At 66.2% G+C, this 23,976-nt stretch carries 21 protein-coding genes and 1 pseudogene; 6 read left to right on the top strand and 16 right to left on the bottom strand.

Going from position 1 to position 23,976, the window contains the following annotated elements; genetic code table 11:
• Positions 1-208 precede the first annotated feature (208 nt).
• Positions 209-1,297, bottom strand: coding sequence for a TerC family protein (locus DC347_RS18485; protein ID WP_109863991.1), 1,089 nt, complete (start codon positions 1,295-1,297; stop codon positions 209-211).
• A 347-nt stretch (positions 1,298-1,644) separates the two neighbouring features.
• Between DC347_RS18485 and DC347_RS18480 the strand changes: the two genes are divergently transcribed.
• Positions 1,645-2,517, top strand: a complete 873-nt coding sequence (locus tag DC347_RS18480; RefSeq protein ID WP_368665764.1) for a universal stress protein — start codon at positions 1,645-1,647, stop codon at positions 2,515-2,517.
• Positions 2,518-2,675: 158 nt separating this feature from the next.
• Here DC347_RS18480 and DC347_RS18475 read toward each other — a convergent pair whose 3' ends face one another.
• Entirely contained in the window at positions 2,676-3,410 is a 735-nt protein-coding gene (locus DC347_RS18475) for an excalibur calcium-binding domain-containing protein (protein ID WP_109863990.1), read from the bottom strand.
• A gap of 66 nt (positions 3,411-3,476) precedes the next feature.
• Entirely contained in the window at positions 3,477-4,859 is a 1,383-nt protein-coding gene (locus DC347_RS18470; protein WP_206073964.1) for a DUF1524 domain-containing protein, read from the bottom strand.
• Between the two features lie 269 nt (positions 4,860-5,128).
• On the opposite strand from DC347_RS18470, the gene DC347_RS18465 reads away from it, so the two are divergent.
• A complete protein-coding gene (locus tag DC347_RS18465; RefSeq protein WP_109863989.1) occupies positions 5,129-5,524 on the top strand; it encodes a VOC family protein in 396 nt (131 codons plus the stop codon).
• Here DC347_RS18465 and DC347_RS18460 read toward each other — a convergent pair.
• From DC347_RS18460 to DC347_RS18440, 5 genes are read right to left on the bottom strand one after another with little or no spacing between them, the layout of a single operon-like run.
• On the bottom strand, positions 5,521-6,024 hold the full coding sequence (locus DC347_RS18460; RefSeq protein WP_018762294.1) for a GNAT family N-acetyltransferase: 504 nt from the start codon (positions 6,022-6,024) through the stop codon (positions 5,521-5,523). The two genes, DC347_RS18465 and DC347_RS18460, sit on opposite strands and share 4 nt — an antisense overlap.
• Before the next feature lie 29 nt (positions 6,025-6,053).
• Complete coding sequence (locus tag DC347_RS18455) at positions 6,054-7,079, bottom strand: LacI family DNA-binding transcriptional regulator (RefSeq protein WP_109863988.1); 1,026 nt, start codon at positions 7,077-7,079, stop codon at positions 6,054-6,056.
• Positions 7,080-7,115: 36 nt separating this feature from the next.
• Positions 7,116-7,847: a cupin domain-containing protein gene (locus DC347_RS18450; RefSeq protein ID WP_109863987.1), complete on the bottom strand. Its 732-nt coding sequence runs from the start codon at positions 7,845-7,847 to the stop codon at positions 7,116-7,118.
• A gap of 2 nt (positions 7,848-7,849) precedes the next feature.
• Positions 7,850-8,815 (bottom strand): PmoA family protein, encoded by a 966-nt coding sequence (locus DC347_RS18445; protein ID WP_109863986.1) that lies wholly within the window; start codon positions 8,813-8,815, stop codon positions 7,850-7,852.
• Between the two features lie 35 nt (positions 8,816-8,850).
• The gene (locus DC347_RS18440) at positions 8,851-9,984 is read right to left on the bottom strand and encodes a Gfo/Idh/MocA family protein (protein WP_109863985.1); all 1,134 of its coding nucleotides are present in this window, start codon (positions 9,982-9,984) and stop codon (positions 8,851-8,853) included.
• 297 nt (positions 9,985-10,281) lie between these two features.
• On the opposite strand from DC347_RS18440, the gene DC347_RS18435 reads away from it, so the two are divergent.
• Complete coding sequence (locus tag DC347_RS18435; protein WP_109863984.1) at positions 10,282-12,660, top strand: glycoside hydrolase family 3 N-terminal domain-containing protein; 2,379 nt, start codon at positions 10,282-10,284, stop codon at positions 12,658-12,660.
• 18 nt (positions 12,661-12,678) lie between these two features.
• On the opposite strand, the gene DC347_RS18430 is transcribed toward DC347_RS18435, so the two are convergent.
• Positions 12,679-13,374: a YafY family protein gene (locus DC347_RS18430; protein WP_109863983.1), complete on the bottom strand. Its 696-nt coding sequence runs from the start codon at positions 13,372-13,374 to the stop codon at positions 12,679-12,681.
• A 73-nt stretch (positions 13,375-13,447) separates the two neighbouring features.
• Here DC347_RS18430 and DC347_RS18425 point away from each other — a divergent pair.
• Positions 13,448-14,186: pseudogene (locus tag DC347_RS18425) on the top strand (alpha/beta fold hydrolase).
• 5 nt (positions 14,187-14,191) lie between these two features.
• Here DC347_RS18425 and DC347_RS18420 read toward each other — a convergent pair.
• The 7 genes from DC347_RS18420 to DC347_RS18390 all read right to left on the bottom strand — a co-directional run bounded on the left by DC347_RS18420 (position 14,192) and on the right by DC347_RS18390 (position 22,111).
• Positions 14,192-14,869 (bottom strand): DUF624 domain-containing protein, encoded by a 678-nt coding sequence (locus DC347_RS18420; protein ID WP_109863982.1) that lies wholly within the window; start codon positions 14,867-14,869, stop codon positions 14,192-14,194.
• A 48-nt stretch (positions 14,870-14,917) separates the two neighbouring features.
• A complete protein-coding gene (locus DC347_RS18415) occupies positions 14,918-16,552 on the bottom strand; it encodes an extracellular solute-binding protein (RefSeq protein ID WP_109863981.1) in 1,635 nt (544 codons plus the stop codon).
• Positions 16,553-16,558: 6 nt separating this feature from the next.
• Positions 16,559-17,428, bottom strand: a complete 870-nt coding sequence (locus DC347_RS18410) for a carbohydrate ABC transporter permease (protein ID WP_026264722.1) — start codon at positions 17,426-17,428, stop codon at positions 16,559-16,561.
• A gap of 83 nt (positions 17,429-17,511) precedes the next feature.
• A complete protein-coding gene (locus tag DC347_RS18405; RefSeq protein WP_109863980.1) occupies positions 17,512-18,492 on the bottom strand; it encodes a sugar ABC transporter permease in 981 nt (326 codons plus the stop codon).
• 8 nt (positions 18,493-18,500) lie between these two features.
• On the bottom strand, positions 18,501-20,579 hold the full coding sequence (locus tag DC347_RS18400; protein ID WP_109863979.1) for a beta-galactosidase: 2,079 nt from the start codon (positions 20,577-20,579) through the stop codon (positions 18,501-18,503).
• 389 nt (positions 20,580-20,968) lie between these two features.
• Positions 20,969-21,550 (bottom strand): heme-binding protein, encoded by a 582-nt coding sequence (locus DC347_RS18395; protein ID WP_109863978.1) that lies wholly within the window; start codon positions 21,548-21,550, stop codon positions 20,969-20,971.
• A gap of 54 nt (positions 21,551-21,604) precedes the next feature.
• A complete protein-coding gene (locus DC347_RS18390) occupies positions 21,605-22,111 on the bottom strand; it encodes a DUF3592 domain-containing protein (RefSeq protein WP_109863992.1) in 507 nt (168 codons plus the stop codon).
• Positions 22,112-22,245: 134 nt separating this feature from the next.
• Between DC347_RS18390 and DC347_RS18385 the strand changes: the two genes are divergently transcribed.
• Positions 22,246-22,707, top strand: coding sequence for a MarR family winged helix-turn-helix transcriptional regulator (locus tag DC347_RS18385; RefSeq protein WP_018762278.1), 462 nt, complete (start codon positions 22,246-22,248; stop codon positions 22,705-22,707).
• On the top strand, positions 22,704-23,957 hold the full coding sequence (locus DC347_RS18380) for an MFS transporter (protein WP_109863977.1): 1,254 nt from the start codon (positions 22,704-22,706) through the stop codon (positions 23,955-23,957). Before DC347_RS18385 ends, DC347_RS18380 begins: the two co-directional genes overlap by 4 nt.
• The last annotated feature ends 19 nt before the right edge of the window (positions 23,958-23,976 follow it).

The raw sequence follows: 23,976 nt of genomic DNA, 5'->3' as shown, positions 1-23,976 counted from the left end.
TTCCAGGCCGTTCAGAAGGGGATTTTCGCCGCTATCTTTCCGCATCAGCGGCGGCGACTCAGAAAACAATACACGCCCACCAACCCCACCGCAAATCCGACTTGTCCGGTGGCCGATGGCCCCAAAATCCTTGCAGCTGCGCGGATCTCGGGGGCCGCCGGCACTTGAGGGCCGTCTTAGCGGCCGGATCTCCGTCTTGTGCGTTGAGTCACAGTGATGACTTGGGTGCGCCAGCCGCGTGGCGTGGGGCTTCGTCGGGCTGCCCATCCGCCTCCCGGTCATCCGCGGATGCCGCAGCCGGTCCGCCGTCCACAGAATGGCGGCCTCTCCCGCCGTTGTCGCCACGGGTCTTCAGGAGGCTGGCAACCGTGGCAACGGCGATGGTGGCAGCGATAAACAGCAGCGAGAACCAGATGGGGATCTCGGGGACCCACAGGAGCGGCTGGCCGCCGTTGATGAAGGCCAGTTCGTTCACGTGCAGTGCGTGGAAGACAAGCTTCACGCCGATGAAGGCGAGGATGACGGCGAGGCCCTGGGCCAGGTAGACGAGGCGTTCCAGCAGTCCCCCGATCAGGAAGAACAGCTGGCGCAGGCCCATGAGGGCGAAGGCGTTGGCGGTGAAAACGATGTACGCCTCGTTGGTAAGCCCATAGATGGCCGGAATGGAGTCAACGGCAAAGATCAGGTCCACAAAGCCAATCGCAATGATGGTCAGCATCATGGGGGTATAGAAGCGTTTGCCGCCTTGCTTCACTGTGAGCTTGTCGCCGTGGTATTCGTCGGCAATCGGCAGGACGCGGCGCACCAGTTGCATGAACTTGCCGTCAGCAGGGTTGGAATCGTGGCTGCCGAAAGCCTGCTTGTAGGCGAGGAAGAGCAGCAGCGCACCGAAGATGTAGAAGATCCAGGAGAAGTTCTCGATCAGGCCGGCGCCGATGGCGATGAAACCGCCCCGAAGAATCAGCGCGATGACGATGCCGATCATCAGCACTTTCTGCTGGTACTTCTTCGGGACAGCGAACCCGCTCATCACGATCAGGAAGACGAACAAGTTATCGATCGAGAGTGCCTTCTCGGTGAGGTACCCGGCGAAATATTCGCCGCCGTAGGACCATCCGGACACCAGGCCGATGCCAACTCCGAACAGGAGGGCCAGCCCAATGTAGAAGGCCGACCAACGCGCTGATTCACCGATGGAAGGCTCATGGGGTTTGCGCACGTGCGCGAAAAACTCGTAAACGAAGAAGAGGACTGTCACAGCAAGGGTGATGATCCAGATCAGTGGTGTTACCTGCATTTGGGTACTCCAAGGGTTCGGCGTTGACTATTACGCCAAGGTCTCCTCCGCCCGGACTGATCCGGAGCTGACGGCCCGGGATGCTTCGCTGCATCCGTATTGACGGGCCAACCACAGACGGGAGTACTCCCCTTGATTGGTCAATTCTAACGTATGCCGGCGGTACGCATCAAAAGCTTTTCCCGCACCTCGCCGCCGGCAGTTTGGGGTCGGGTGCAGGGCTGTCAGCGCAAACAATGCTGTCCGTCGAGGGACATTGGCCCCTGGCCCGCCACAGGCTCGGCAATAGAAAATAGACCCGGGCATTCCACGACGCCGTGGTTGCCGGGACCGGAGGATGGGGCATTGTGGAATCCAAAACCATTGTCGTGGGCTATGACGGTTCGGAGCCGGCTGCACTGGCTGTCCGGTGGGCTGCGAGGGAGGCGTCCCGGCGCAAGGTTCCCCTCCATCTGGTGCATTGCACCTTGTGGCCGCTGCTGACGAAGAACCTGGGGCCAGTCCCCGGCATCAAGGACAGCGGGCTCCAGCCCGCGGCGGAAAAAACACTGCAGGAGGGCGCCGCCCACGCGCGCCAGTCCGCCCCGGATGTGGAAGTCCGGACCAGTCTGTTGTCCGGGAGCCCCAACGTCAATCTGCCCAGGCTCTCCGCTGGCCAGGACATGCTGGTCCTCGGCAGCCGCGGACTCGGCGGATTCATGGGCCTGCTCATCGGCTCCGTCAGCCTCGAGATGGCAGCCACCGCATCGTGTCCCGTGGCTGTGATCAAGCCCGGCGAAGACCCTGACGGCCCCGTGGTGGTCGCCGTTGATGACCCGGAGTCCTCCGCGGCACTTGAGGATGCTTGCACCGCGGCCGCCTCGTCGGGAGCCCGGCTGGTCATCATCCACGTCCGGACGGTTCCGGCCGGCTACCGGCTTGTCCGGGACCCTGTTGACCCAGGTGCCGCGGCCGAGGCCCTGCTGGACTCAGCTGTTGCCAAGGCGCAGGAGTTGGCGCCCGGGCTTATGGTCGAACAGCAGCTCCTGACCGACACCTCTGTACCCCGCGCCATCCTGCACGCAGCCCAAGGCGCACGCCTCACCGTCGTCGGGACGAAAGGCCACGGACTGATCAAGGGAAGCATCGGTTCGACGGCCCATGCCGTCCTCCACCATGCCAAGGGTCCAGTGCTCGTTTCCCGGCGCCCGCCCGCCGCCAAGGCAGCGCACGAGTCCTAATCCGGATGGACGTGGGTGCCCGGTCGCGCAACCTAAACGCAGGGACTCAAGGCATCCGAGGCTTGGGGTATCCGGCGTGGCCGGTGATCCGACTCTGACCAAATACAGGAATGCCGTGGAAACCTTCGCGAGAAGGAAGGCTTCCACGGCTCGCGGTTCTAACGCTCGCAGGCAACTCCGTCACCGTCGCGGTCCAGAGCCGACCGGTAACCTGGCTGCCCCCTGTACAGCGGGGCCGCCCCGGCCGCTTTAGCGGCTGTGCAGTTTGCGAAGTATGCCGCCGGCGCCGGCGCAGCAGGAACGGCCGCGGGAGCAGGCGCCTGCGCCGCCTGCTGAGCCGCGGCGGCGGCAGCTTGGTCTGCTGCCGCTTTGGCAGCAGCAGCTTGATCAGCCGCAGCCTTGTCCGATGCCGCTTTGTCCGCCGCGACTTTGTCGGCAGCGGCCTTCGCGGCGGCGGCCTTCGCGGCGGCCTCTGCAGCTGCCTTGTCAGCTGCAGCCTTCTCGGCCGCAGCCTTTTCAGTGGCGATCTTTTCCAGGGACTTAACGCCAAGGTGCACCGTGGAGCCCTTTGCTGCCTGGGCTCCGTTGGAAGGGTCCTGGGTCAGCACCTGCCAGTCCTTCTTCACGATGATCGATTTGCCGTCAACAGAGTCAGCCGCGTCAACCTTGAAGCCAAGCTTCTCCAGTTGGTCCGTCGCCGTGTCCAGGGTCAGCCCTACAACTCCCGGGACCGTGACGGAGGCTTCCACCGTGGCAGTCGCCGATGCCGCGGAGGCGGGCTCCACCGCAGCCTGCTTGCCGCCGCCGCAGCCGGTCAACATAAGTCCGGTCAACACAGCCAAGGCCAGCGTCTTCTTCAACCTGCCGGCGGCAGGCCCGATGTTTTCTTTCATGATTCCCCCTAGGAATGCGTGATGGTGATGGTGGAAAGAGAGCCCGGCGAATCCCGGGCAAGAGCCCTACTCGCAGGCGACGCCGTCGGAGTCGCGGTCCAGCGCCGGCCGGTATCCGGCCTGGCCCGCGTAGATCGGCGCCGCTCCTGCGGCCCTCGCCGCAGTGCAGTTGGCGTAGTACACAGCCGCCGCGGGGGCGGGCGCAGCAGGAGCAGGAGCAGGGGCAACCGGAGCAGGAGCGGGGGCAACCGGAGCAGGCGCCGGCGCAACCGGAGCCGGCACGGGAGCTGCAGGAGCAGGCGCAACGGCGGAAGGTGCCGGCTCGGCAGCGACGGGCGGCGGCGCCTGCTGGTTGGTCGGTGCCAGCTGCCCGGTGCAGTCGCCCAGGATCCGTGCCATCGCGTCGTGCTCCGCCTGGGTCACCCACAACCCGTACGTGGCCTTCACGGAAATTTGCCGGGCGACGTACTCGCACCGGTACCCCTTGTTGGGCGGCAGCCAGGTGGCGGCGTCACCGTCGCCCTTTTGCTGGTTGGCAGGCCCGTCAGTCACCTGCAGGTTCAGCGGGTCATTCGCGAATGCCGTCCGCTGCCCGGCGGTCAACTGCTGGGCCCCCTTCTGCCAGGCGTCGCTCAACGCCACCACGTGGTCGATCTGCACGGCGGTGCTCGTCGCGGATCCGCGTACGAAACCGATGGTGGTGCCGGTATACGGATCGGCGAGGGTGCCGGACTGCACCTTGCAGGGCACATTGTTCGTGAACGTGATGCCGGTGAGGTCCCGCTGGAGGATGTCATTGCGCGTATCGCAACCGTTCCGGTCCACGTCCGCCCATGCCTGCCCGAATTGCGCCCGGTCATAGCCCGTCTTCGGCGCGCGGCCCTTGATGGCAAGCGTTGCAAGCAGGTCGATCGCCTTGGTGGCGTAGGCGGGCTGCGGGTTGGGCGCTGCCGCGGAGACGCCCGCCGCTACGGCGTTGGGGGTGTCCGGGTCCAGCGGCTCGCCGGTGTCCCCAGTCGTGGGCGTAGGAGTGGGCATGGACGACGGCGCCGCCACGGCCGGCGCAGTGACGCTCGCTGTCGCTGCCCTCGCCGTAGCCCTGCTTTCCGCGGAGGCGGCCTCAAGGTCCGCGCCTGCGACACGGGGCAGCGCCCCGGCACCACCGATGAGAAGGGCGAAGGACGCGGCTATGGCGACGGCGCCGGCCTTGCGTTTCGCCGGCAGCCAGGCCCAGGACCGCCTTCCAGTGAGCACGACGTAAAGACCAGTCAGCGCACCGGAGATGCCGAGGAAAATCAGGGCGCCTCCAACACCGCCGCTGAGTGCGCCCAACAGCATGAAGATGGCGGTAATTGCTCCGATGGCAAACGTCGAAGCGCGTGGATTCCGCGGCGGCTTCGGCGCCGGCGCGGATTGAGCAGCCCCCAAGAGGGTCTGGTAGTCGGACATTCTTCCCCAATGATGAGGACGCCGAGCAAGTCGGCACCCCTTTTCTGCCGGGCCTTCTGCTAAGCCCTGCAAAGCTCGATGCCGCTGAGCCTACGGCCCCATGACGTGCGGATTTGCCGCCGCCGTGGATACTCGGCCAACATTCAGCCAGTCTTGAGGGAACCTTGAGGAAGCGGGCTTCCCGCGCGTCACAATACGGCCGGAGGGCGAATGGACCTGCGCCGGACGACCGTTCCCCCGCTGGCATGGGCAAAGGTAGAGTTGCCCGCATGCAGATGCGCCTCGAAGTGGTCCAGGTCCCGGTTTCCGATGTCGAGAAATCAAAAGCTTTTTACACCGAACAGCTGGGCTTTGTGCTGGACCATGACGTGGAGCACATCCCCGGCATGCGCGTTGTCCAGCTGACGCCGCCAGGTTCTGCCGCCTCGGTAGTGATCGGAACCGGCATGACCGCCATGGCTCCGGGCAGCCTGGAAGGTCTTCAACTGGTGGTTCCGGACCTCCCGGCCGTCCGCGATGAACTAGTGCAGCGCGGGGCCGAGATCAGCGAAATCCAGGACCTGGGCGGCGTCCTGTTCGCCTACTTCAGCGACCCAGACGGCAACCGCTGGGTCATGCAGGGACAAACCCCGCCCGCCGTCCGCGACGCCCACAAAGCCGGCTAGCCCGCGGGCCGGTCCCGGACCATCCGCAGTTCCGGCACGCTTTCCCACTCCGGCGGCAGGTTGCCGCGACCGCCGTCGAACCTAAAGCCTTGGCGGCGGTAGAAGGACTGCGCCTTGACGTTCTCCTCAAGAACCCACAAGTAGGCGGGCGAACCGCCCAGGGCGGCCTCCAGCAGGGCCTTCCCCAGCCCGCTCCCCTGTGCGCGCTTCAGTACGAAAATCGAGTACAGCTCCAGCGCGAACGGGCTGTCTTCCTGGCGCGGCGGGCCGGCGTCGGCAAGGCCTACAATCTCGCCGTTGGCGTCCTCGGCGACGATCCGCGGGTGGGGAGCCTCAAGATACGGCCGACGCCGGGCCACGCGTTCCGGGATTGAGCGCCGCCGCTCAGCAAAGAATCCGGGCGAAAGCAGGTGTCCGTAGCTTTCTTCGTGCGCGGCCGTATGCATCAACACGATGGCCTCGGCATCCTCCGGAGTGGCCCGTCGAAGTACATAATCCATCGCTCCAGCCTAATAAGGGCGGCACCGGATCAATGTGTTGGCGGGGCCGCCGTGGATCCGCGGACCACCAGTTCGGTGCCCAGCTCGATCCGTTGCGGCAGTTCCTCGTCGCCGTCCAGGTGCCGCAGCAGGGCACGCATGGCGGTTTCCGCCATCTGCACCACCGGCTGCCGGATGGTGGTGAGGCCCGGCTCAACCCATTCGGCGGCGGGGATGTCGTCGAAACCAATGATGGACAGGTCTTCCGGGATGCGCAGCCCGGCAGAGCGCGCCGCACGGTAGGCGCCCAGTGCCTGGTCGTCGTTGCCGGTGAAGATCGCCGTCGGCCTGTCCGGCAGTTCCAGTAGCTTGCGCGTGGCCGCCTCGCCGGCCTCGATGGAAAAGTTGCCCGGCACCATCAGGGCCGGGTCCAGCGCAATGCCGGCCCGGCGCAGCGCGGAGATGTAGCCGTCCTCGCGGGCGCTGCTGCATTGCAGGTCTTCGCGTCCGCCAATCATGGCGATCCGTTTGTGCCCCAGCTTGAGCAGGTGTTCCGTGGCCGAGTAGCCGCCCTCCCAGTTGGCCGCGCCCACCGTCATCAGGTCCGGTCCGGGCTGGCCCACGGGGTCGATCAGGACCACCGGGATCCCCAGCGATTTCACCCGCTGGATCTGTTTGGCGTCCAGCTGGTACACGGCCATCAGCAGGCCGTCGGATTTACGCTCCGCGAGGTTTGCCAACCAGGGCCGGATTCGGGACCCGTCCAGGCTCAGGCTGCTCACCACGGTTCCGTATCCGGCGTCCTGCGCCACCCGCTCCACGCCCTCGATGATCTCCAAGGCCCATTCCGAGCCCAGGCCGGGAAACACGAGGTCCACAAGGCCGGCCTTCTGCCGGCGCTTGGCCGGGCGGCGCGCGTAATCGCGGCGGGCGATGATTTCCTCCACCCGCGCCCGGGTCTCCGCGGCGACGTGCGCATGCCCGTTCAGCACCTTGGACACGGTGGGAACGGATACGCCGGCCTCGCGGGCAATCTCGCTGATTGTCGCGCGCCCGGTGTCCTGTTTGCTCACCACGGAAACCACCCTTTCACCCGGGTCACGCGCCCGGGGCTAGTTATCGGAAAGTTCCCACGCCTGAATCCGGCCGCACATGCCGTAAATCCTGCGGTTTTCCCGTTTTCCCATCGTAGTTCGCGCGTTCGCCAGATAGATACTTTCCGCCGTGTCCAGAGAAACCAGTTGCCGCCGGGTGACCTCGGCCTGCCGGGCTGCGCCGGCTGCCAGAAGCCCGGCCCAGGCTCCGGCCCTGGCGGACGCCAGCCGGGCGGCCGCGGCGTGGAATCCCGCCAACGCCGCCGGCCCGGATTCGAGGACAGCGTCCTTGAGCGCCAGGTAGCCTTCCAGCGCCAGGTCACGACGACGGCGCGCGGCTTCCTCGGCTGCGACCAGTCCCGTGTCGGCATCAGTCTGCTCCAGGACCGCGGCGCGGCGGTACGCTGCCGGGTCGGTGAGGTGCTCCGGCGGGAAGGTCATCACGGCGTCCCCGTGTTCGGGCAGCCCTGCGTTTTGCATGACCACCAGGATCTTCAGGTCCCCCGAATCGTTGATGGCGCGGTGGACTGTACCGGGGGTGAACCAGAGAACCACGCCGGGCTCCAGCGCAGTGGTGGTGAACCCTCGTGAATCAAGGGTCTCCAGCCGGCCCGCTCCCGCCAGCACCACATACGCCTCGGTGGAGGCGGTGTGCACGTGCGGCGATCCGCCGGCGGCGCCATCCGCCCCCGGCCAGTCGTAAATGCTGATCTCGGACAGGCCGGTAGCACCCGGGAACGTTGAGCCCATACTCAGGCCCAATTGCCAAGGGCGGTTTGCGCGGCTGCCGCCAGCGCCGCGGCACGGCCCTGGTCCACGCCGCCGTCGGCGATCACCACCGCATAGCGGTACGTCAGCGGCTCACCTGCCCGGAGCGGGACCTCGGCGCTGAAGAAGGGTGCTGAACCCAGGCAGGCGAACATGGAGGACCGCGCGAACCACTGGTTCGGTGCGCCGGGGTTCGAACCGTCTTCCACGAAGGCAACGGTGGAGGACCGGCAACTGACGTCGTGCTTGCCGGTAAAGGCGATCCACGGCGATCGGGTGCCCATGAATTCGTCGGTACCGGCGCCTTCCTGGTTGCGGAATTCGCCGCCGGTAAAGGACCGTGGGCCGCGCCAGAAGAGACCGCCGTAGCCTGCGTTGTGGCGGCCTTCCGTGGTGGGGCTGCCGATCCGGATCTCTGCCCCGGAGATGTTGTCCATCCGGGTTTCGAAGAGGATGGCGTAGGCACCTCCGGTTTCGTCGCCGGCACCGCCGTCCGCCAGCAACTGGACGTTGAACCGGCGGTCCTCCGCAATGACCGGGTCACCGTCCTGCGAGGTCCAGGTGAGGGATTCCGATGCGGTGATCCCTGCGCCGGAGTGCTCGATCCCGGTGAAGGCGGTGTGGGCCATGGCGCCGTTGTTGTCCAGGTTGGCGTACTCGGTGGCGCGTGTGTAGGTGGCGCCGCCCCAGAAGTTGTGGCTGCCCACGTTCGGGAGCGCCCAGGAGAGCCCCTTGTGCCAGACGTGGTCCCAGGGCCGGGAAATGGTCACGTCGTCTCCGCCCAGGGTGGTCAGCGGATGGAAGAACGGGCGGGGGCTCTCGTATTGGGGGTCGGTGGGCCGGTAGGTATAGGTGGCGATGGGCTTGCCGTCGGCGGTAAACGTGAGGGCTGCTCCGTCGTCGGTGACATCCAGCCGGACTGTGTGGACGGCTGCAGGGGCGGTGGTCATGGCGGGAGGCTCCTTGGGGTGTGGGGTGTGGGGTGTCAGGCGCGGGCGGCGTCGAAAGCTGTTTCGTTGAGGGCCGTGGCATCCAGGGCGGCGGTGCCCAGCCCGTCTCCGTCCATCCCGCCGTAGAAGGGGTGGCCGGGGACGATCTCGCCGCGGCGGACGGCCCTGCCGGTAAAGGCGGAGGCGTAGATCGCGGCAGCGAGCTCAAGCGTCTGCCGGGCGGAGTCTGCGCCGGCGGGCAGCGGAAGCCCGGCGTCGAGCGCTTGGTACATGGCCAGGAACTGGGCGGAGTGTCCGCTGCCGCGTTCCAGCGGCCGGCTGCGCCACTCGGTGCGGACCCCGTCTTCGTGGCCTGGTGCGCCGGTAACGGTCCAGTTGTCCGTGGCGTAGCCGTAAAGGTGGCTCAGTTCCACGGTGGCGAACTCGCAGTCGATCCGGATGTCCGAGGTCTCCCGGGGCGAGAGCAACGAGTTGACGATGGTGGCCACGGCGCCGTTGCGGAACCGGACCAGCGCGGCGGACAGGTCTTCGGTGGACGTGGCACGTGCCTGCCGGCCTGCTATCGCGGTGACTTCCTCCCACGGTCCCAGCAGGTGCAGGAGGAGATCGAATTGGTGGATGCCGTGGCCCATGGTGGGGCCGCCACCCTCGGCGTTCCACGTGCCGCGCCAGGGCAGGTCCCAGTAGCTGTCCGGCCGGTACCAGAGGGTATCGCAGCGGGCCACCAGCGGGCGGCCGAACCCGGCGCCCCCGATCAGTTCCCGGGCGGCCGCGGCGGCATCCCCAAACCGGTGCTGGAACACGCAGGAGAACTGGGCGCCGCCTTTGGCCTGGGCTTTCTCCAGCCGGTCGAAGTCCGCCAGGCTCAGTGCCGGGGGCTTCTCCGAGAGCACATGCACCCCGGCTTCAAGGCATTCGATGGCTTGGTCGATGTGCAGCATGGGCGGGGTGCACAGGTGCACGATGTCCGGCTGGGCCCCCGCGAGCAGTTCGGCCACCGTGAGGTATGTGCCGGGAATGCCGTGCTTCTCCGCAAAGGAGTCCAGCCGGCCCTGGTCCACGTCGCAGGCTGCGACGAGCTCGGCGCGCCCGCCTGTCCGTGCCAGGTTGTCCGCGTGGACCGCGGCGATCCCGCCGGTGCCCACAATGGCCACTTTGTAGGTGCGCATGTTCTCTCCGTCGTTGCAGTGAAGTCGTTGCCCAGAAGCGTGCCCCGAAGCGGTTGCCGTGATGATGCCGGACCACCCGGCATTGCACCGGCCGGGTGACCCTGCATCGCCGATGCTCCTCAAGAAACTTTCTATGCTCTCTTCGAAGTTTCGGATGCTCGCTGCAGCTACGTGTCCAAGGCTTTGTTTTCAACCGTAGGAAGATTTTGATTCCAGAGTCAAGGGGTTTCGATCTAGAAACTAAACATAAGTTTCTGATACTTTCTTAGAAACATCGTCCGATCCTAGGAGACGTCCGTGACCAGCGGTGCCGCCGAAAAGCAAGCCCTCCCCTCACCCGCGGCGGGCGTCGAGCCGCCTTCCGCCGTCGGACACCTGTCCCTCGAGGAGCTGGTGCGGCAGATGACCCTTGAGGAAAAACTGGCCCAGCTGGTGGGCGTGTGGGTAAATGCTTCCACTGAAGGCGACTCTGTTGCCCCGTTGCAGAACGAAATGGCAGGCGACGCCCGTTCCTGGGACGACGTGATTTCTGCGGGCCTCGGCCAGATCACCCGGATGTACGGCACGGTTCCGCTGGAACCACTTGAGGGGGCGCGCCGGCTGGCCGCTGCGCAGGAGCAGATCATGGCCGCCTCACGGTTCCGGATCCCCGCGCAGGTGCACGAGGAATGCCTGGCCGGGCTGGCCGCCTGGAAAGCGACCGCCTTCCCTGTACCGCTGGCCTGGGGCGCCACCTTCAACCCGGCGCTGGTGCGCCGGATGGCCGGCTTGATCGGCGGCCAGATGAGGCAACTGGGCGTCCACCAGGGCCTCGCGCCGGTACTGGATGTGGTGCGGGACCTCCGCTGGGGCAGGGTGGAAGAAACCATTGGCGAGGACCCCTACCTCGTGGGCACCGTGGCAAGCTCCTACGTCAAAGGGCTGGAAGCCGAAGGGATCATTGCCACCCTCAAGCACTTCGTGGGCTACTCCGCCTCACGCGCCGGACGGAACCACGCGCCCGTCTCCATGGGCCCCCGGGAACTCGCGGACGTCATGCTGCCGCCGTTCGAACTGGCCATCAAGGACGGCGGCGCCCGTTCCGTGATGCACGCCTACACGGACACCGACGGTATTCCCGCCGCGGCAAACCGTGCCCTGCTGACCTCCCTGCTCCGGGACGAGTGGGGCTTCGCCGGGACCGTGGTGGCGGACTACTTCGGCATCGCCTTCCTCAACGCCACGCATGGCATCGCCGCCGATTCCGGAGAGGCTGCAGCCCTGGCGTTGGCAGCGGGCGTGGACGTGGAACTGCCAACGGTGAACTGCTACGGCCTGCCCCTGCTTGAGCGCGTGCGCTCCGGGGAGGTCCCCGAATCCCTGGTGGACACCGCACTCCTGCGGGTGCTCCGGCAAAAGCAGGAAGCCGGGCTGCTCTCGCCGGACTTCGACCCAGCTCCCCCGGCCCTGGCTGCCGGCGCCATCGACCTTGACCCTGCGGCCCACCGGGCGCTGGCCCGGGAGATCGCCACGCAGTCCCTGGTGCTGCTGACCAACAGGGCGCACGACGACGGGCCAAGCCTGCCGCTGCCGGCGGCGGCTTTGGCGTCGGTGGGCGTCGTGGGGCCGCTGGCGCAGGACCCGTTCGCCATGCTGGGCTGCTATTCCTTTGACGCCCACGTCGGCGCATCGCATCCCGAGGTGCCCATGGGCATCCGGGTTCCGACTGTGGCCGGTGCAGCCGCCGAGCGGTTTGGCCGGATCCGGACCGCCGCCACCGGAACGTGCGAGGCCATCAGCGACACGCAGGTCCTGGAAGCCTGCCGGATTGCCTCAGCGGTAGACACCTGCGTGATCGTAGTGGGTGACAATGCGGGCCTCTTTGGCCGGGGCACCTCCGGCGAAGGCAACGACGCTGCCGACCTGCGGCTCCCCGGTGACCAGCACCGCATGCTGGACCAGGTCCTCACGGCTGCCGAGGCCGCCGGCACCCGCACCATCGTGGTGGTCCTCAGCGGCCGGCCTTACGCGCTGGGCGACTTCGCGGCCAGGGCCGGAGCGATCGTGCAGGGGTTCTTCCCGGGCGAGGAGGGCGCCGAGGCGCTGTGGGACGTCCTGACCGGAGCCGTGACTCCGTCCGGCAAGCTGCCGGTTTCCGTGCCGCGGACCTCCGGCGGACAACCGGGCACCTACCTGCACAGCCGCCTGGCCGGGCCGTCCGGCGTCAGCGCACTGGACCCCTCACCGCTGTTCGGTTTCGGGCACGGCCTGTCCTACACGACCTTCGACTTTTCCTGCCACACGGCCAGCGGGCCCACGATGACGACGGCGGGCTCCGTCACCGTGGGATGCTCGGTGGCCAATACCGGCCCGGTTGACGGGGCGGAAGTGGTGCAGCTGTACCTCGAGGACCCGGTGGGCGAAGTGGTGCGGCCTGTCCGTGAACTGATTGGCTACGTCCGGGTTGACCTTGCGGCCGGCGCCGCGGCCCGGGTGGAGTTCGCGGTGCACGCGGACCGGACCTCCTTTACCGGGGTGGACCTGAAGCGGGTGGTGACCCCGGGCTTGGTGAAGCTGCATGTTTCGACCTCCAGCAGCCGGGACCTCCACACCCACGAACTCATCCTGCACGGCGACCGCCGCGAGGTGGGCTTTGACCGGGAGATGCTGACACCGGTAACGGTAACCCCGCTTTAGCCGTGCCGACCGGACATGTCATCCCCGGCCGTGCACTGGCCTGGCGTTAGCCGGGGGTTCCCCAACCTCATGGATGCCATGGCCGCCGCAGGCCGTCTTGGTGACGACGGCCCGCTCGATGCGCGAGACGGTGAACCACCGCATTGCGTCGCGCAGCCGGCACCACCCAACCAGGTACCACTGGCCGTTGGTGGCGGCGAACAGCACCGGCTCGACGTCGCGGGTGGTGGCGGTCCCGTCCCCCGCCGTGTAGCGGAGGCGGATCACGCGCTGCTCGGCCATCGCCTCCTCCAGTGCGGATTTGATGGCGCGGGACGAGGCGGGAAGCGCGTTGACCCAGACGCGGTGGGCCAGTTCGTCCGCTTGTGCCCGGGTTTTGGGATCGAGGACATCCATGATCTTCCGGACACCTGCTGCCGCCAGATCGGCGTAGGGGGCATCAGGCGCAGCGGACACCGCTGCCATGAGCGCCACGGCCTGGGCCGGTGACAGGCTGACGGGAGGCAGGGACGCACCTCCAGCCAAACCGTAGCCACCGCCCGGACCCGGCCGGGACCATACCGGCGCGCCGCTGTTCTCCAACGCATCGAGGTCCCGCTTGATGGTGCGAACGGATACCTCAAACGCTGCAGCCAGCCGTTCGGCGGAAATCCCCCGCCTGCCGCTGCGGCGCAACATCTCGGAGAGGGCATGGAGCCGTTCGACCCGCTTCACCGTTCAGGCCCTGGCAAATTCATGACATAAATAGTGACATACCCTTGTCCGATACGCCTGCGAGGGTATTGGCATGACAACTACTTCAAGCCGTCCCATTGTTCTCATCGCCGGCCACTGGCTGGGCGCCTGGGCGTGGGACGAAGTGCTGGAACACCTGGCAACCGACCACTCCCGCGCAGTCGCGATGACGCTGCCCGGTCTCGACGTGGACGATCCCGGGCGTGCGGCAAAAACCCTCGACGACCAGGCCGCAGCGGTCCTGGACGTCATCAGCCGGCTCGGGGCCTCTGCGGACCAGCCCGCCATCCTCGTCGCCCACAGCGGGGCAAACGCCCCCGTCAGCCTCGTCCTTGACCGACACCCCCGAACTTGTCCATCGAGTGGTGTGGGTCGACTCCGGCCCTGTGGCACCGGGAAGCGCCTTCGGCGCGGGCATCCCGGAAGAGTTGGCGGAGCTTCCGCTGCCGCCCTTCGATGTCCTCGCACAGCAGGCGAGCCTCGAGGGCCTGAGCCCGGAAGTCCTCGAGCGTTTTCGGGCCCGGGCCGTCCCTGAACCCGGGCCTGTGCTTCGTCAGGCCGTCGAGCTCAGGAACGATGCCCGCCACAAGGTCCGGACCACCCTGGTGTGCTGTTCGATCCCGAGCGCGCAGGTGCTGGAGCTCGCCCGCGCCGGGCATGCCATGTTTGCAGAAGTCGCGCACGTCGAACACCTCGACGTCATCGACCTCCCAACGGGGCACTGGCCCATGTGGAGCCGTCCCCGCGACCTCGCCAAAGCCATTGGGTCAGCCGCGTCCCGCACAAACTGACGGGGTCAGGCGACAGTGAATTTCTCCTCAACCAGCGCCAACAGCGGGCGGGAGTTCAGGCACACCAGGAACACCACGGTCCCGGCGAGCAGCGGCAGCAGGTAGGTGGTGGTCATCAGCAGGAGGGTGGCGGTGACGAACAGGATGCCGGCGTTGCCCAAGGAGACCCGCTTCCGGGCGCTGAAGCTGTACAGGGAAAGCCGGTACACGTCCCGGGTCCGGAACGAGAACCGGGACAACAGCAGCAGCGCGTTCAAGCCCGCTGTGGCCACGAGCAGCGCGAGGACCAGCAACGCCGGCCGGAGCGCCGGTGCTGCGGGTCCGAGCGACGGCAGTCCGGCGAGGTTCACCGCGATGACGGCCAGGACCAGCAGGTACGGCAGCCACACCTGCAGGGCCTGGCCGGCATTCATCCGGTAGCCGCGGATGAAGTCCTGGTACACCTGTCCCTCATGCCCCGTGAGCATCCGGTTGAACGCATAGATGCACGCCACCAGCGCCGGACCGGCCGGAATGAGCGCCGGCAGGACCAGCCAGGCCCCTGCGAACGGGGCCGCCACCAGTGCCGCCGGCAGCAGTACGTTGGCCAGCACCAGCAGGGCCGAGCCCGTCATCACGCCCGCCACGGTGCCGGCCGCCCTGAAGAGGGGGCCGGCACCGTACTCCGCTTTCTTCTGAACCACCAACTGCCTTTCGGTTGCCGCGGCAGGCAGGCTGCCGCCGTCGTCCGCCTACTTCTTGTCCGCGTAGGCCTTGTACGCCTTGTTGGCCAAATCTACATACTTGCCCATGCCCTTGCTGTCCAGCTCCTTGACGTAGGCGTCGAACTCGGAGAGGGGCCGCTGGCCGGTAATGAACTTCAGGGTGTTCTGCTTGACGTGGTCCTTGAGCGGCGTGAGCACCAGCGTGGCCTGTTCGCGGTCCGTGTCGCTGAACGGCACGGGCGGCGCCACCGGCTTGGGCGTCTTGCTCTTCATGGCCTTTTGGAACGCCAGCTCCTCGTCGTTGAAGGTGGACTGCAGCAAGTCCGTGGTGCCGCCATAGGAGAAATTGCCACCGGAGAAGCCGTAGTCCACGCGCAGGTCCTTGGTGCCTGCCGGGTTCAGGCCCTGGAAGTTGATGTCCTTGGCCAGGACGCGCTTGCTGCCTTCCTTGGTGTAGGTGGTGCCCTGGACGCCCCACTTGGAGAATTCCTGGCCGGCGTCGCTGTAGAACAGCCAGTCGATGTACTGCATCAGCGCCACGAAGCTGTCTTTGTCCTTCACCGATGAGTTCAGCATGATGCCGTTCTCCAGCCGCGAACCACCGATCAGGTCACCGGCCGGGCCGCCGGGGACGGTGATCTTGCGGACCGCGAAGTTGCCCTTGCCCAGTGACTGCTCCATGGACGTGCGGTAGGTGATGATGTTCTGCGAGTTGGCGCTGATCACGAACGACTTGCCGGACGTGAACTTCTGGATGGCGGAATCGTCGGTCTGGGTGAAGCTTTCCGGGTCCATCAGGCCCTCGGACACCAGCGAGTTGAAGTAGGTGACCAGGTCCTTGAACTGGCTGCTGGCCGAGCCGAAGGCGAATTGCTTCTTGCCGTCGTCGAACGTCAAGCCGTCCACCAGGCCCCAGCCTGCCACCGTGCCGAACGCGGTGCCGGCAATGTTCAGCACGCTGTTGCCATTGAACCGGTCGGAGAAGGGCACGACGTCGGGATGGGACTTCTTGAGCTTGCGGAGCACCTCGCGGAACTCGTCCCAGCTCTTGGGCTCGGCAATGCCTTCCTTTTCCAGCACGTCGGTGCGGAACGCGAGCGTGTAGTCCGGCCAGAGCTCCTCGTGCAGGCCAGGCAGGACGTAGTACTTCCCGTCCTCCTGGGTGAGTCCTGCGATTTCAGGTTCCAGCTTCCATTTCTTGATTTTGTCCTGGTAGTGGGGCATGAGGTCCACGTAGTCGCTGACCGGGAGAACCGCACCGGAGGACACATACGCGCTCTCCTGGCCCGGGTAGGTCTTGGCGATGATCTCGGGTGCGCTGCCGGAGCTGATCAGGAGGCTCCGCTTTTGCTCGTAGTCGCTGCTGGGGACGATGGTGGGCTGCAGCGTGACGTTGTTGTCGCTGCCCATCTTGGTGAAGAGCAGCCAGTCCTTCTTGTACGGGTAGGTGGGCTGGTCGCTGAAGAGGAACGTGAAGCTCAGCGGCGTCGTCGCCTTGAACGTGTCCCCCACCCCGAAGCTGTCCATCGCACCGTTGCGGGCCTTGGAGGTGTCCACCTTGCTGCCGGAATCCGAGTCGCACCCGGCCATCACCAGGCCGAAGGCTGCGAGCGCGGACAGGCCGAGGAAATCTCGTCTGCGGATCATGGGTTTTCCTTTCATAACGGGTTATTCCTTGACGGAGCCGAGCATGACGCCCGAAAAGAAGTACTTCTGGACGAACGGGTAGACGCACAGGATGGGGATGATGGTGAGCACGATGGTCACCGACTGGATGTTGGCGGCGATCTGGCCCACGTTCTCTGCCGTGCCGCCGGCCGAACCCGCGGTGGTGACGCCGGCAATCATGTTGCGGAGGTAGATGGTTACCGGGAACAGGTCCGGGTTGTCCAGGTAAAGGAACGCCTGGAACCAGGAGTTCCAGTTGGCCACGGCGTAGAAGAGCACCATGGTGGCCACGATGGCCTTACTCAGCGGCAGCACCACCTTGAACAGGACGCCGTACTGGGTGAGGCCGTCGATGGCGGCCGCCTCCTCCAGTTCCCGGGGCATGTTTTCGAAGAACGACTTCATGATCAGCAGGTTGAAGACACTGATGGCGTTGGGCAGCACCACGGCCCACAGGGTGTCCCGCATGCCCAGCGACGTGATGAGCACGTAGTTGGGGATCAGGCCGCCGTTGAAGAACATGGTGAACACGGCGATGCCGATGAACACGCTGCGTCCCTTGAGGTCCTTCTTGGCGATCGCGTACGCGAAGCTGGTGGTCAGGACCATCGAGATCGCGGTGGCCACCACCGTGTACAGGACGGTGTTGCCGTAATTCCGCCAGAACACCGAGTCCGCCAGGATCAGCTGGTAGGTCTGGGTGTTGAACCCCAGCGGGAAAAGGTTGACCTGCCCGGCGTTGATGAACCCTTCGCTGGAGAAGCTCTGCGCCAGGATGTTCAGGAACGGGTACATGGTCAGGAAGACCACCACCAGCAGGAACACCAGGTTGGCCACGCGGAACACCCGCATGCTGCGGGAGACCTTCATGTCCTTGACCAGCACACCGGTGTCCGCCGTGGGCTTTTGCACTGCGGTTTCCTTCACGGTTGTCCCTTTCACGATGGCCCCTTTCACCACAGGCTCGTTCCGGCGAGCCGTTTGGAGATGGCGTTCGCGGAGAGGATCAGCGTGAGGCCGATGACGGATTCGAACATGCCGATCGCGGCCGCGTAGCTGAAGTTGGACGATTCCAGGCCCACCCGGTACAGGTAGGTGGAGATGACGTCCGAGGTCTGGTAGTTGAGCGGGTTGTAAATCAGCAGGATCTTCTCGAAGCCCACGGCCATGAACGTGCCGATGTTCAGGATCAGCAGCGTAATGATGGTGGGCCGGATGGCCGGGAGGGTCACATGCCAGGTCTGTTGCCACCGGTTGGCGCCGTCGATCCGGGCGGCCTCATACAGCGACTCGTCGACCCTGGTGAGGGCGGCCAGGTACAGGATGGCGCCCCAGCCCATGGTCTGCCACACCTCGGAGCTGATGTACATGGGCCGGAACCAGGCGGCGTCCTGGGTGAAGTTCACCGTGCTTCCGAAGACCGCACTGGCGATCTGGTTCACCGTACCGGTCATGGAGAAGTTCTGCAGGATCATGCCGGCGATGATCACCACTGACATGAAGTGCGGCAGGTACGCCACCGTCTGGACGAATTTCTTGAACTTCTGCGAGCGCAGCTCGTTCAGCATCAGCGCGAAGATGATGGGCATGGGGAAGCAGAACAGGAGTGTCAGCACGCCCAGGATGATGGTGTTCTGGAAGGCCTGCCAGAAACTGGGATCGTTGATGAACAGGGTGACGTACTTCAGTCCCACCCATTTCTCGCCGAAGATGCTGCCGCCGGGCTGGAACTGCCGGAACGCGATCACGTTGCCGGCCATGGGCAGGTAGCGGAAGATGGCGAAGTAGGCCAGCGGCAGCAGCACCAGCGTGTAGAGCCGCCAGTCGCGCTTGATGGCGAGCTTCCAGCCGCCGGGCTTGTTCCGTGGTTTGTCCTTGCGGCCGGGCGGCTGTGTGGTGACCGCTCCGGGAGGTACTTCCAATTGCGTGGCCATGTTGCCTCCTACCGGCCGGCTTCTGCGTATGTGCGGGCGTGTTCGCCAGCTGCCTCTTCCAGGACCAGGACCCCGTTGGCGGCCAGTTCCACTGCACCCGTGATTCGGGTGCCGGTGAGCACGTCCGTGCCGCCCGCCCCAACATCCACCCGGGCCGGTGCGTCGTTGTGGTTGAGGACCAGCAGGTAGCTGCGTCCGTTGCCGGCACGACGGCGCACCTGCACTCCCAGCGGCGCGTCCAGTTCGGGGCGGATCCCCGCAGCGGTCCGTTCGGCGTCGAGCAGTTCCTCCAGGTAGGTGCCGTCCACCCTCGCCGAGAGGTAGACGGCGGTGCCGCAGCCGAAACTGTTGCGGGTGACGGCCGGCGACCCGGCCAGCCTGCCCGAGGCGTAGCGGGCCAGCACCTCCGCCGAGGTGGCGTGCAGGTGTTCGGTCCAGTAATCCGCTGAGGCCGTGCCGCCGTCGGCCGTTGAAAGCTTGACGGCCTCGCCCTCCCCGGCCAGCGGGTGCATCTCCTCGCTCCACGCGCCCAGGACGTTGCGGAGGGCGCCAGGGTAGCCGCCGAGCCGGATCGTGTTGTCCTGGTCCACAATGCCGGAGAGGTAGCTGGCCACCAGCCGGCCGCCGCCGGCGACGTAGTCCTCGTAGCGCTGTGCGGCGTCGTCGGTAAGCAGGTAGGTGGCGGGAAGGACCACCAGGCTGTACTGGTGAAGGTCGCTGGTGGTGTCCACGAAGTCCACGGTGATGTTGGCGTCAAAGAAGGGCCGGTAAAGGCGGAGGACTTCCTGCGCGTAGCTCAGGTCCGAGCGGGGCGAGTTGCCCAGTTCCAGGGCCCACCAGCAGTCCCAGTCAAAGACCAGCGCCACCTTGGCGGTGGAGCGGGTGCCGGTGATTCCGGAGAGGTGCTTGAGCTCCCGGCCCAGTTCGCAGACCTCCCGGAACACCCGCGTGTTGGGGCCGGCATGGTTGACCATGCCGGAGTGGAAGCGTTCGGTGCCTCCCCTGGCCTGGCGCCACTGGAAGAAGAGGATGGAATCGGCTCCCTGGGCGATCGCCTGGTAGGAGCCTAAACGCATTTTGCCGGGCAGTTTGGAGACGTTGACGGACCATTGGCTGACGGCTGCGGTGGCTTGTTCCATGACCAGCCAGGGCTGGCCCTTCCGCAGTGAGCGCATGAGGTCGAAGTTGAGGGCGGCGGCAACGTGCGCGTCGGATTCGCGAGGGTCCGGATAGATGTCCAGTGCGGCGGCATCTTCCTCGGCGGCCCAGGCCCAGTAGTCGTTGTTCTTGTAGAAGCGCATGAAGTTGGTAACAACGGGCAGTTCCGGCGTATGGCGGCGCAGGATGTCCCGTTCGGCCTTGTAGTGCGCCAGCATGCTGTCCGAGGTGAACCGGTGGTAATCGAGCCGGCGGGACGGGTTGGACCAGGTGCGGGGCTGGGCAGGTGCATTGACCTGGGCCCAGTCGGAGTAGACCTGGCCCCACACGTCGGTGCTCCAGGCCCGGTTCAATTCCTCCAGGCTGCCGTACTTGTCTTGGAGCCATTCCCGGAAGGCGCGGTCGGCGTGCGGGCCGTAGGAGACGGGGCCGTACTCGTTGTTGACGTGCCACATGCACAGGGCGGGGTGGGCGGCGTACCGCTCCCCCATCTTTTCCGCCATCGCCAGGGACTTTGCCCGGTAGGCGGGGTGGGAGACGTCGAAGTGCTGGCGGGAGCCGAAGCCGAAGGTGCTGCCATCAGCCAGGACCGGAAGGATGTCTGGGTGCCGGGCGATCAGCCAGGCCGGCGGGACAGCGTCCGGAGTGGCCAGGTCCACGCCGATGCCGTTGGCGTGCAGCAGGTCCATGATCTCGTCCAGCCAGCTGAAGTCGTAGATGCCGTCCGCCGTTTCGAGCCTGCTCCAGGAGAAAACGGCCAGGGTAACCAGGTTGACCCCCGCTTCCTTCATGAGGCGGACGTCCTCGTCCCACACCTCGCGCGGCCACTGCTCGGGGTTGTAATCCCCTCCGTAGGCGATGCCGCCAAGACGGTCATGCAGGCGCTTAAGCCGGTGTTCGGGTGTATGGGTGCGTTGCTCGCTGGTCATCATTGTCCTTTGGTTGGCATGTTGGCCGCGGGTTCCCCACCAGTGCGACCTGCATCACACAGAGAAACTATCGTAAACTTTCAGCAATAACAACAGGTAAGTGAAAGTAGGAGCGCACTCCATTCTCCGCATTGCCGCGGATGCGAACGCTAACATGGATGCATACAGAAGGCCCCCGTCCGGAAAAAGTCGGTCCAGGCGCAGGCCAAGTTCCGTATTTTCCAGGGTTGGAAGAAACTATCGGACCTGCTTGTACGACCGGCGTGGCAGGTTTCGCAGCGCCAACGCCAGTATCAACAGCCAGCCTGGGACCGCACGATCCAGGCCGGCCACCCCCGGTGGGCGCGAACGCCCTCCTCCGCCAGCGGCAGGCAGTGGTCCGGCGCCCGCTATCCTGGCTCTTTGATGTCCTGCAGCACTTCATTGCGTCGCAGGAACCAGGGCTTGAAGGGCGGGTCGAAGCGCGCGTATCGCGGAGCGCCGACCGGCGTCAGCCCGGCAACTTTCAGTGCCGCTTGGAGCCCCGCGGTATGCCGCTCGAAGGAAGAAGCGGAGCCGCCGCCCGTGAAGCTGAGGGCAGCGGAAAGGGAGGCCGGAACGGCGCGCACCGTCACCCTGGGGTCGGCGGGAGCCGGGGCCGTGTCGGCCGTGACGCCGGCCGGGAGCACGAATCCCACCACGAACTCCGCCGGCCCACGGGCTCCCGGCAACGGCCCCTGCTGCAGCACGGGAGCCGTCATGGCCAGCTTCTGCGGGGAACCAGGCTCCTGGATGACGGGCGCAGTCATGGCCAGCTTGCGGCGGGCGGAGTTGTTGCCGCTGATGTAATTGAACAGGTAGCGGAACGCCGCGTTTCCGGCCCGGTCAAAGTCCGCCCTGACCTTGACCTCAGCCACGACGTAAGCCGGATACCAACGGAGCTCGAAATGTGGATACCGGCGGATCAGTTCATAGGGCTGATGTTCAGTCATGGTGCGTCAGAGCCTACGCCCGTGGCGCCTGGGCGGCCAGACCTGCGCCCCGGCTCACACCACGCGCCGTGTGGCGCGCCTCCGAAGGAAGCCGCGCAGGGCCCCCACTCCCATCAGGACGACGGCCAGGGTTCCAATTCCACCGAAGAGCGCTGTCAGGACCACGCCGGCACCACGGAACCACTCTCCGCCACTTTCATAGCCCGGAATGATCGCCCGGCCAGGATCATCTTCGGCATAGATCACAGGAACATCGGTTCCCACCACAGGGTGCTGGTCGTGGTCCACGGCCGCGAACGTCCGGTGGGCCGATCCGTCCGGCGTCGTGAAGTCAACCCGGATCCTGCGCTGGGATGCCTTGGTGACATCGTCAAAGTGGACGATCGTTCCGGTTGCCCGCGCTCCAGTGCGCGCGAGTTCTTCGTCCGCGTTGATCATGAAGCTGCCCGCACCGATCATGATGGGCCCCAGGCAAAGGACCAGGACGGTGACCGCCAGGTTCAGCCTTATCTTCCACGGCCGCGCGGGTTTGCGGTTCTTGTCGGTTCTGCGCCCAGTCACGGCTCCCATTCTGCCCGAGCCTGTCAGCAAAACCACACACTGGACCGTTGCCATGGGCAACCATGAGCGGCATACTAGTTAGCAGAACTAATTAGCAGTGCTAAATAACCGCAGCAGGAGGCGCACCCGCTTACATGTCACCCGCCCACACCAAACCCCAGGCCACAGCAGACCCCACCGCCCCGGACACCCTCGCCATCGACCTGCGCACCGCCGTGATGCGCACGTCCCGCCGGCTCCGCGTCGAAGCAACCGGCGACATCATCACCCCTGGCCAGTACACCGTCCTGGCCCTGCTCAACGGCAGCGGTCCCAGCACGCTGCGCGCACTGGCAGAGAGCGAACACGTCCAGGCCCCGTCCATGACCAGGATCGTCAACGCCCTCGCCGACCAAGGATTCGTCACCAGGTCCGCCCATCCCGACGACGGCCGCCAGGTTCGCGTGGACATCACCGACGCCGGCAGGACGGTCCTCGAGGAAGCACGCCGGCAGCGGACCGCTTGGCTGGCCCGGCGCGTGGCAGGGCTCAGCGAGGACGACCGGCTCACACTGAGCCGCGCGGCCCGCATCATGCAGGAAATGAGCGCCAAATGAGTGCCATGTTCCGGGCCCTCGAAAACCCCAACTACCGCATCTGGGCCGGCGGCGCGATCGTGTCCAACATCGGCACCTGGATGCAGCGGGTGGCACAGGACTGGCTGGTCCTGACCGTCCTTACGGACCACTCCGGTGCCGCGGTGGGCCTCACCACCGGCCTGCAGTTCCTGCCCATGCTGCTGTTCGGCCCGTACGGCGGAGTGCTGGCGGACCGGTACCGCAAGCGCATCATCCTGATGTGGACGCAGCTGGCCATGGGCTTCACCGGCTTGGCCATCGGCCTGCTCGTGGTCACCGGCACCGCCCAGTTGTGGCACGCCTACGTGGCTGCGTTCTGCCTGGGAGTTGCCAGCGCCGTGGATGCCCCCGCCCGCCAGGCCTTCGTGTCGGAACTGGTTGGCCAGGACAACATCTCCAATGCAGTGGCCTTGAACTCGGCGTCCTTCAATACCGCCCGGCTTACCGGCCCCGCAATCGCCGGCGTCCTCATCGCTTGGGTGGGCACCGGCCCGGTGTTCCTGCTCAACGCTGCCAGCTTCGCCGCCGTCCTGGTCTCGCTGTTCCGGATCCGCATCACCCAGCCGGCCCCCGTGGCAGGCCAACGCAACAAGCACCAGGTGGTGGAGGGCGTCCGGTATGTGCGCCGCCGTCCGGATCTGATGTTGATCATGGTCCTGGTGGGTATCCTGGGCGCGTTCGGCATGAACTTCCCGGTCATCAACTCGCTGATGGCCACCACCGAGTTCAGCATGGGGCCCAGTGAATTCGGGCTCCTCGGCTCGATCATGGCGGTAGGTACGCTCGCCGGCGCCCTCCTGGCCGCGCGCCGGTCCGGCCCCCGGCTGCGCTTCCTCCTGGGCGGCGCGTTGGGGCTGGGCTTCTTCACGATCCTCGGCAGCCTGGCGCCATCGTTCTGGACGTACGCAGCCATCCTGGTTCCGGTGGGCCTGGCGTCCATCACTTTCCTGAACAGCTGCAACACCAGCATCCAGCTCTCCGTGGAAGCCCCGTTCCGTGGCCGCGTCCTGGCGCTGTACCTGGCAGTGCTGCAAGGCGGCACCGCGCTGGGTTCGCCCCTGGTGGGGTGGATAGGCAGCCAGTACGGTGCACGCTGGTCGGTCGCCTCCGGCGGCATCGTGGTGCTCCTGGCCGGAATCGCGGCGGTGGTGGCGGTGAGCAGGCGGAACCGGATTACTTTCCGCGGCGCGCTCCGGATGGCGCTGGGCAGGCGGGAACCGGCCGTCTGAGAGTCGGGTGGGCGGGTAC

This window comes from Pseudarthrobacter sp. AG30 (genome assembly GCF_003116525.1).
In the GTDB taxonomy this organism is placed as follows: domain Bacteria; phylum Actinomycetota; class Actinomycetes; order Actinomycetales; family Micrococcaceae; genus Arthrobacter.
This window is presented reverse-complemented; position numbering and strand designations above follow the sequence as displayed.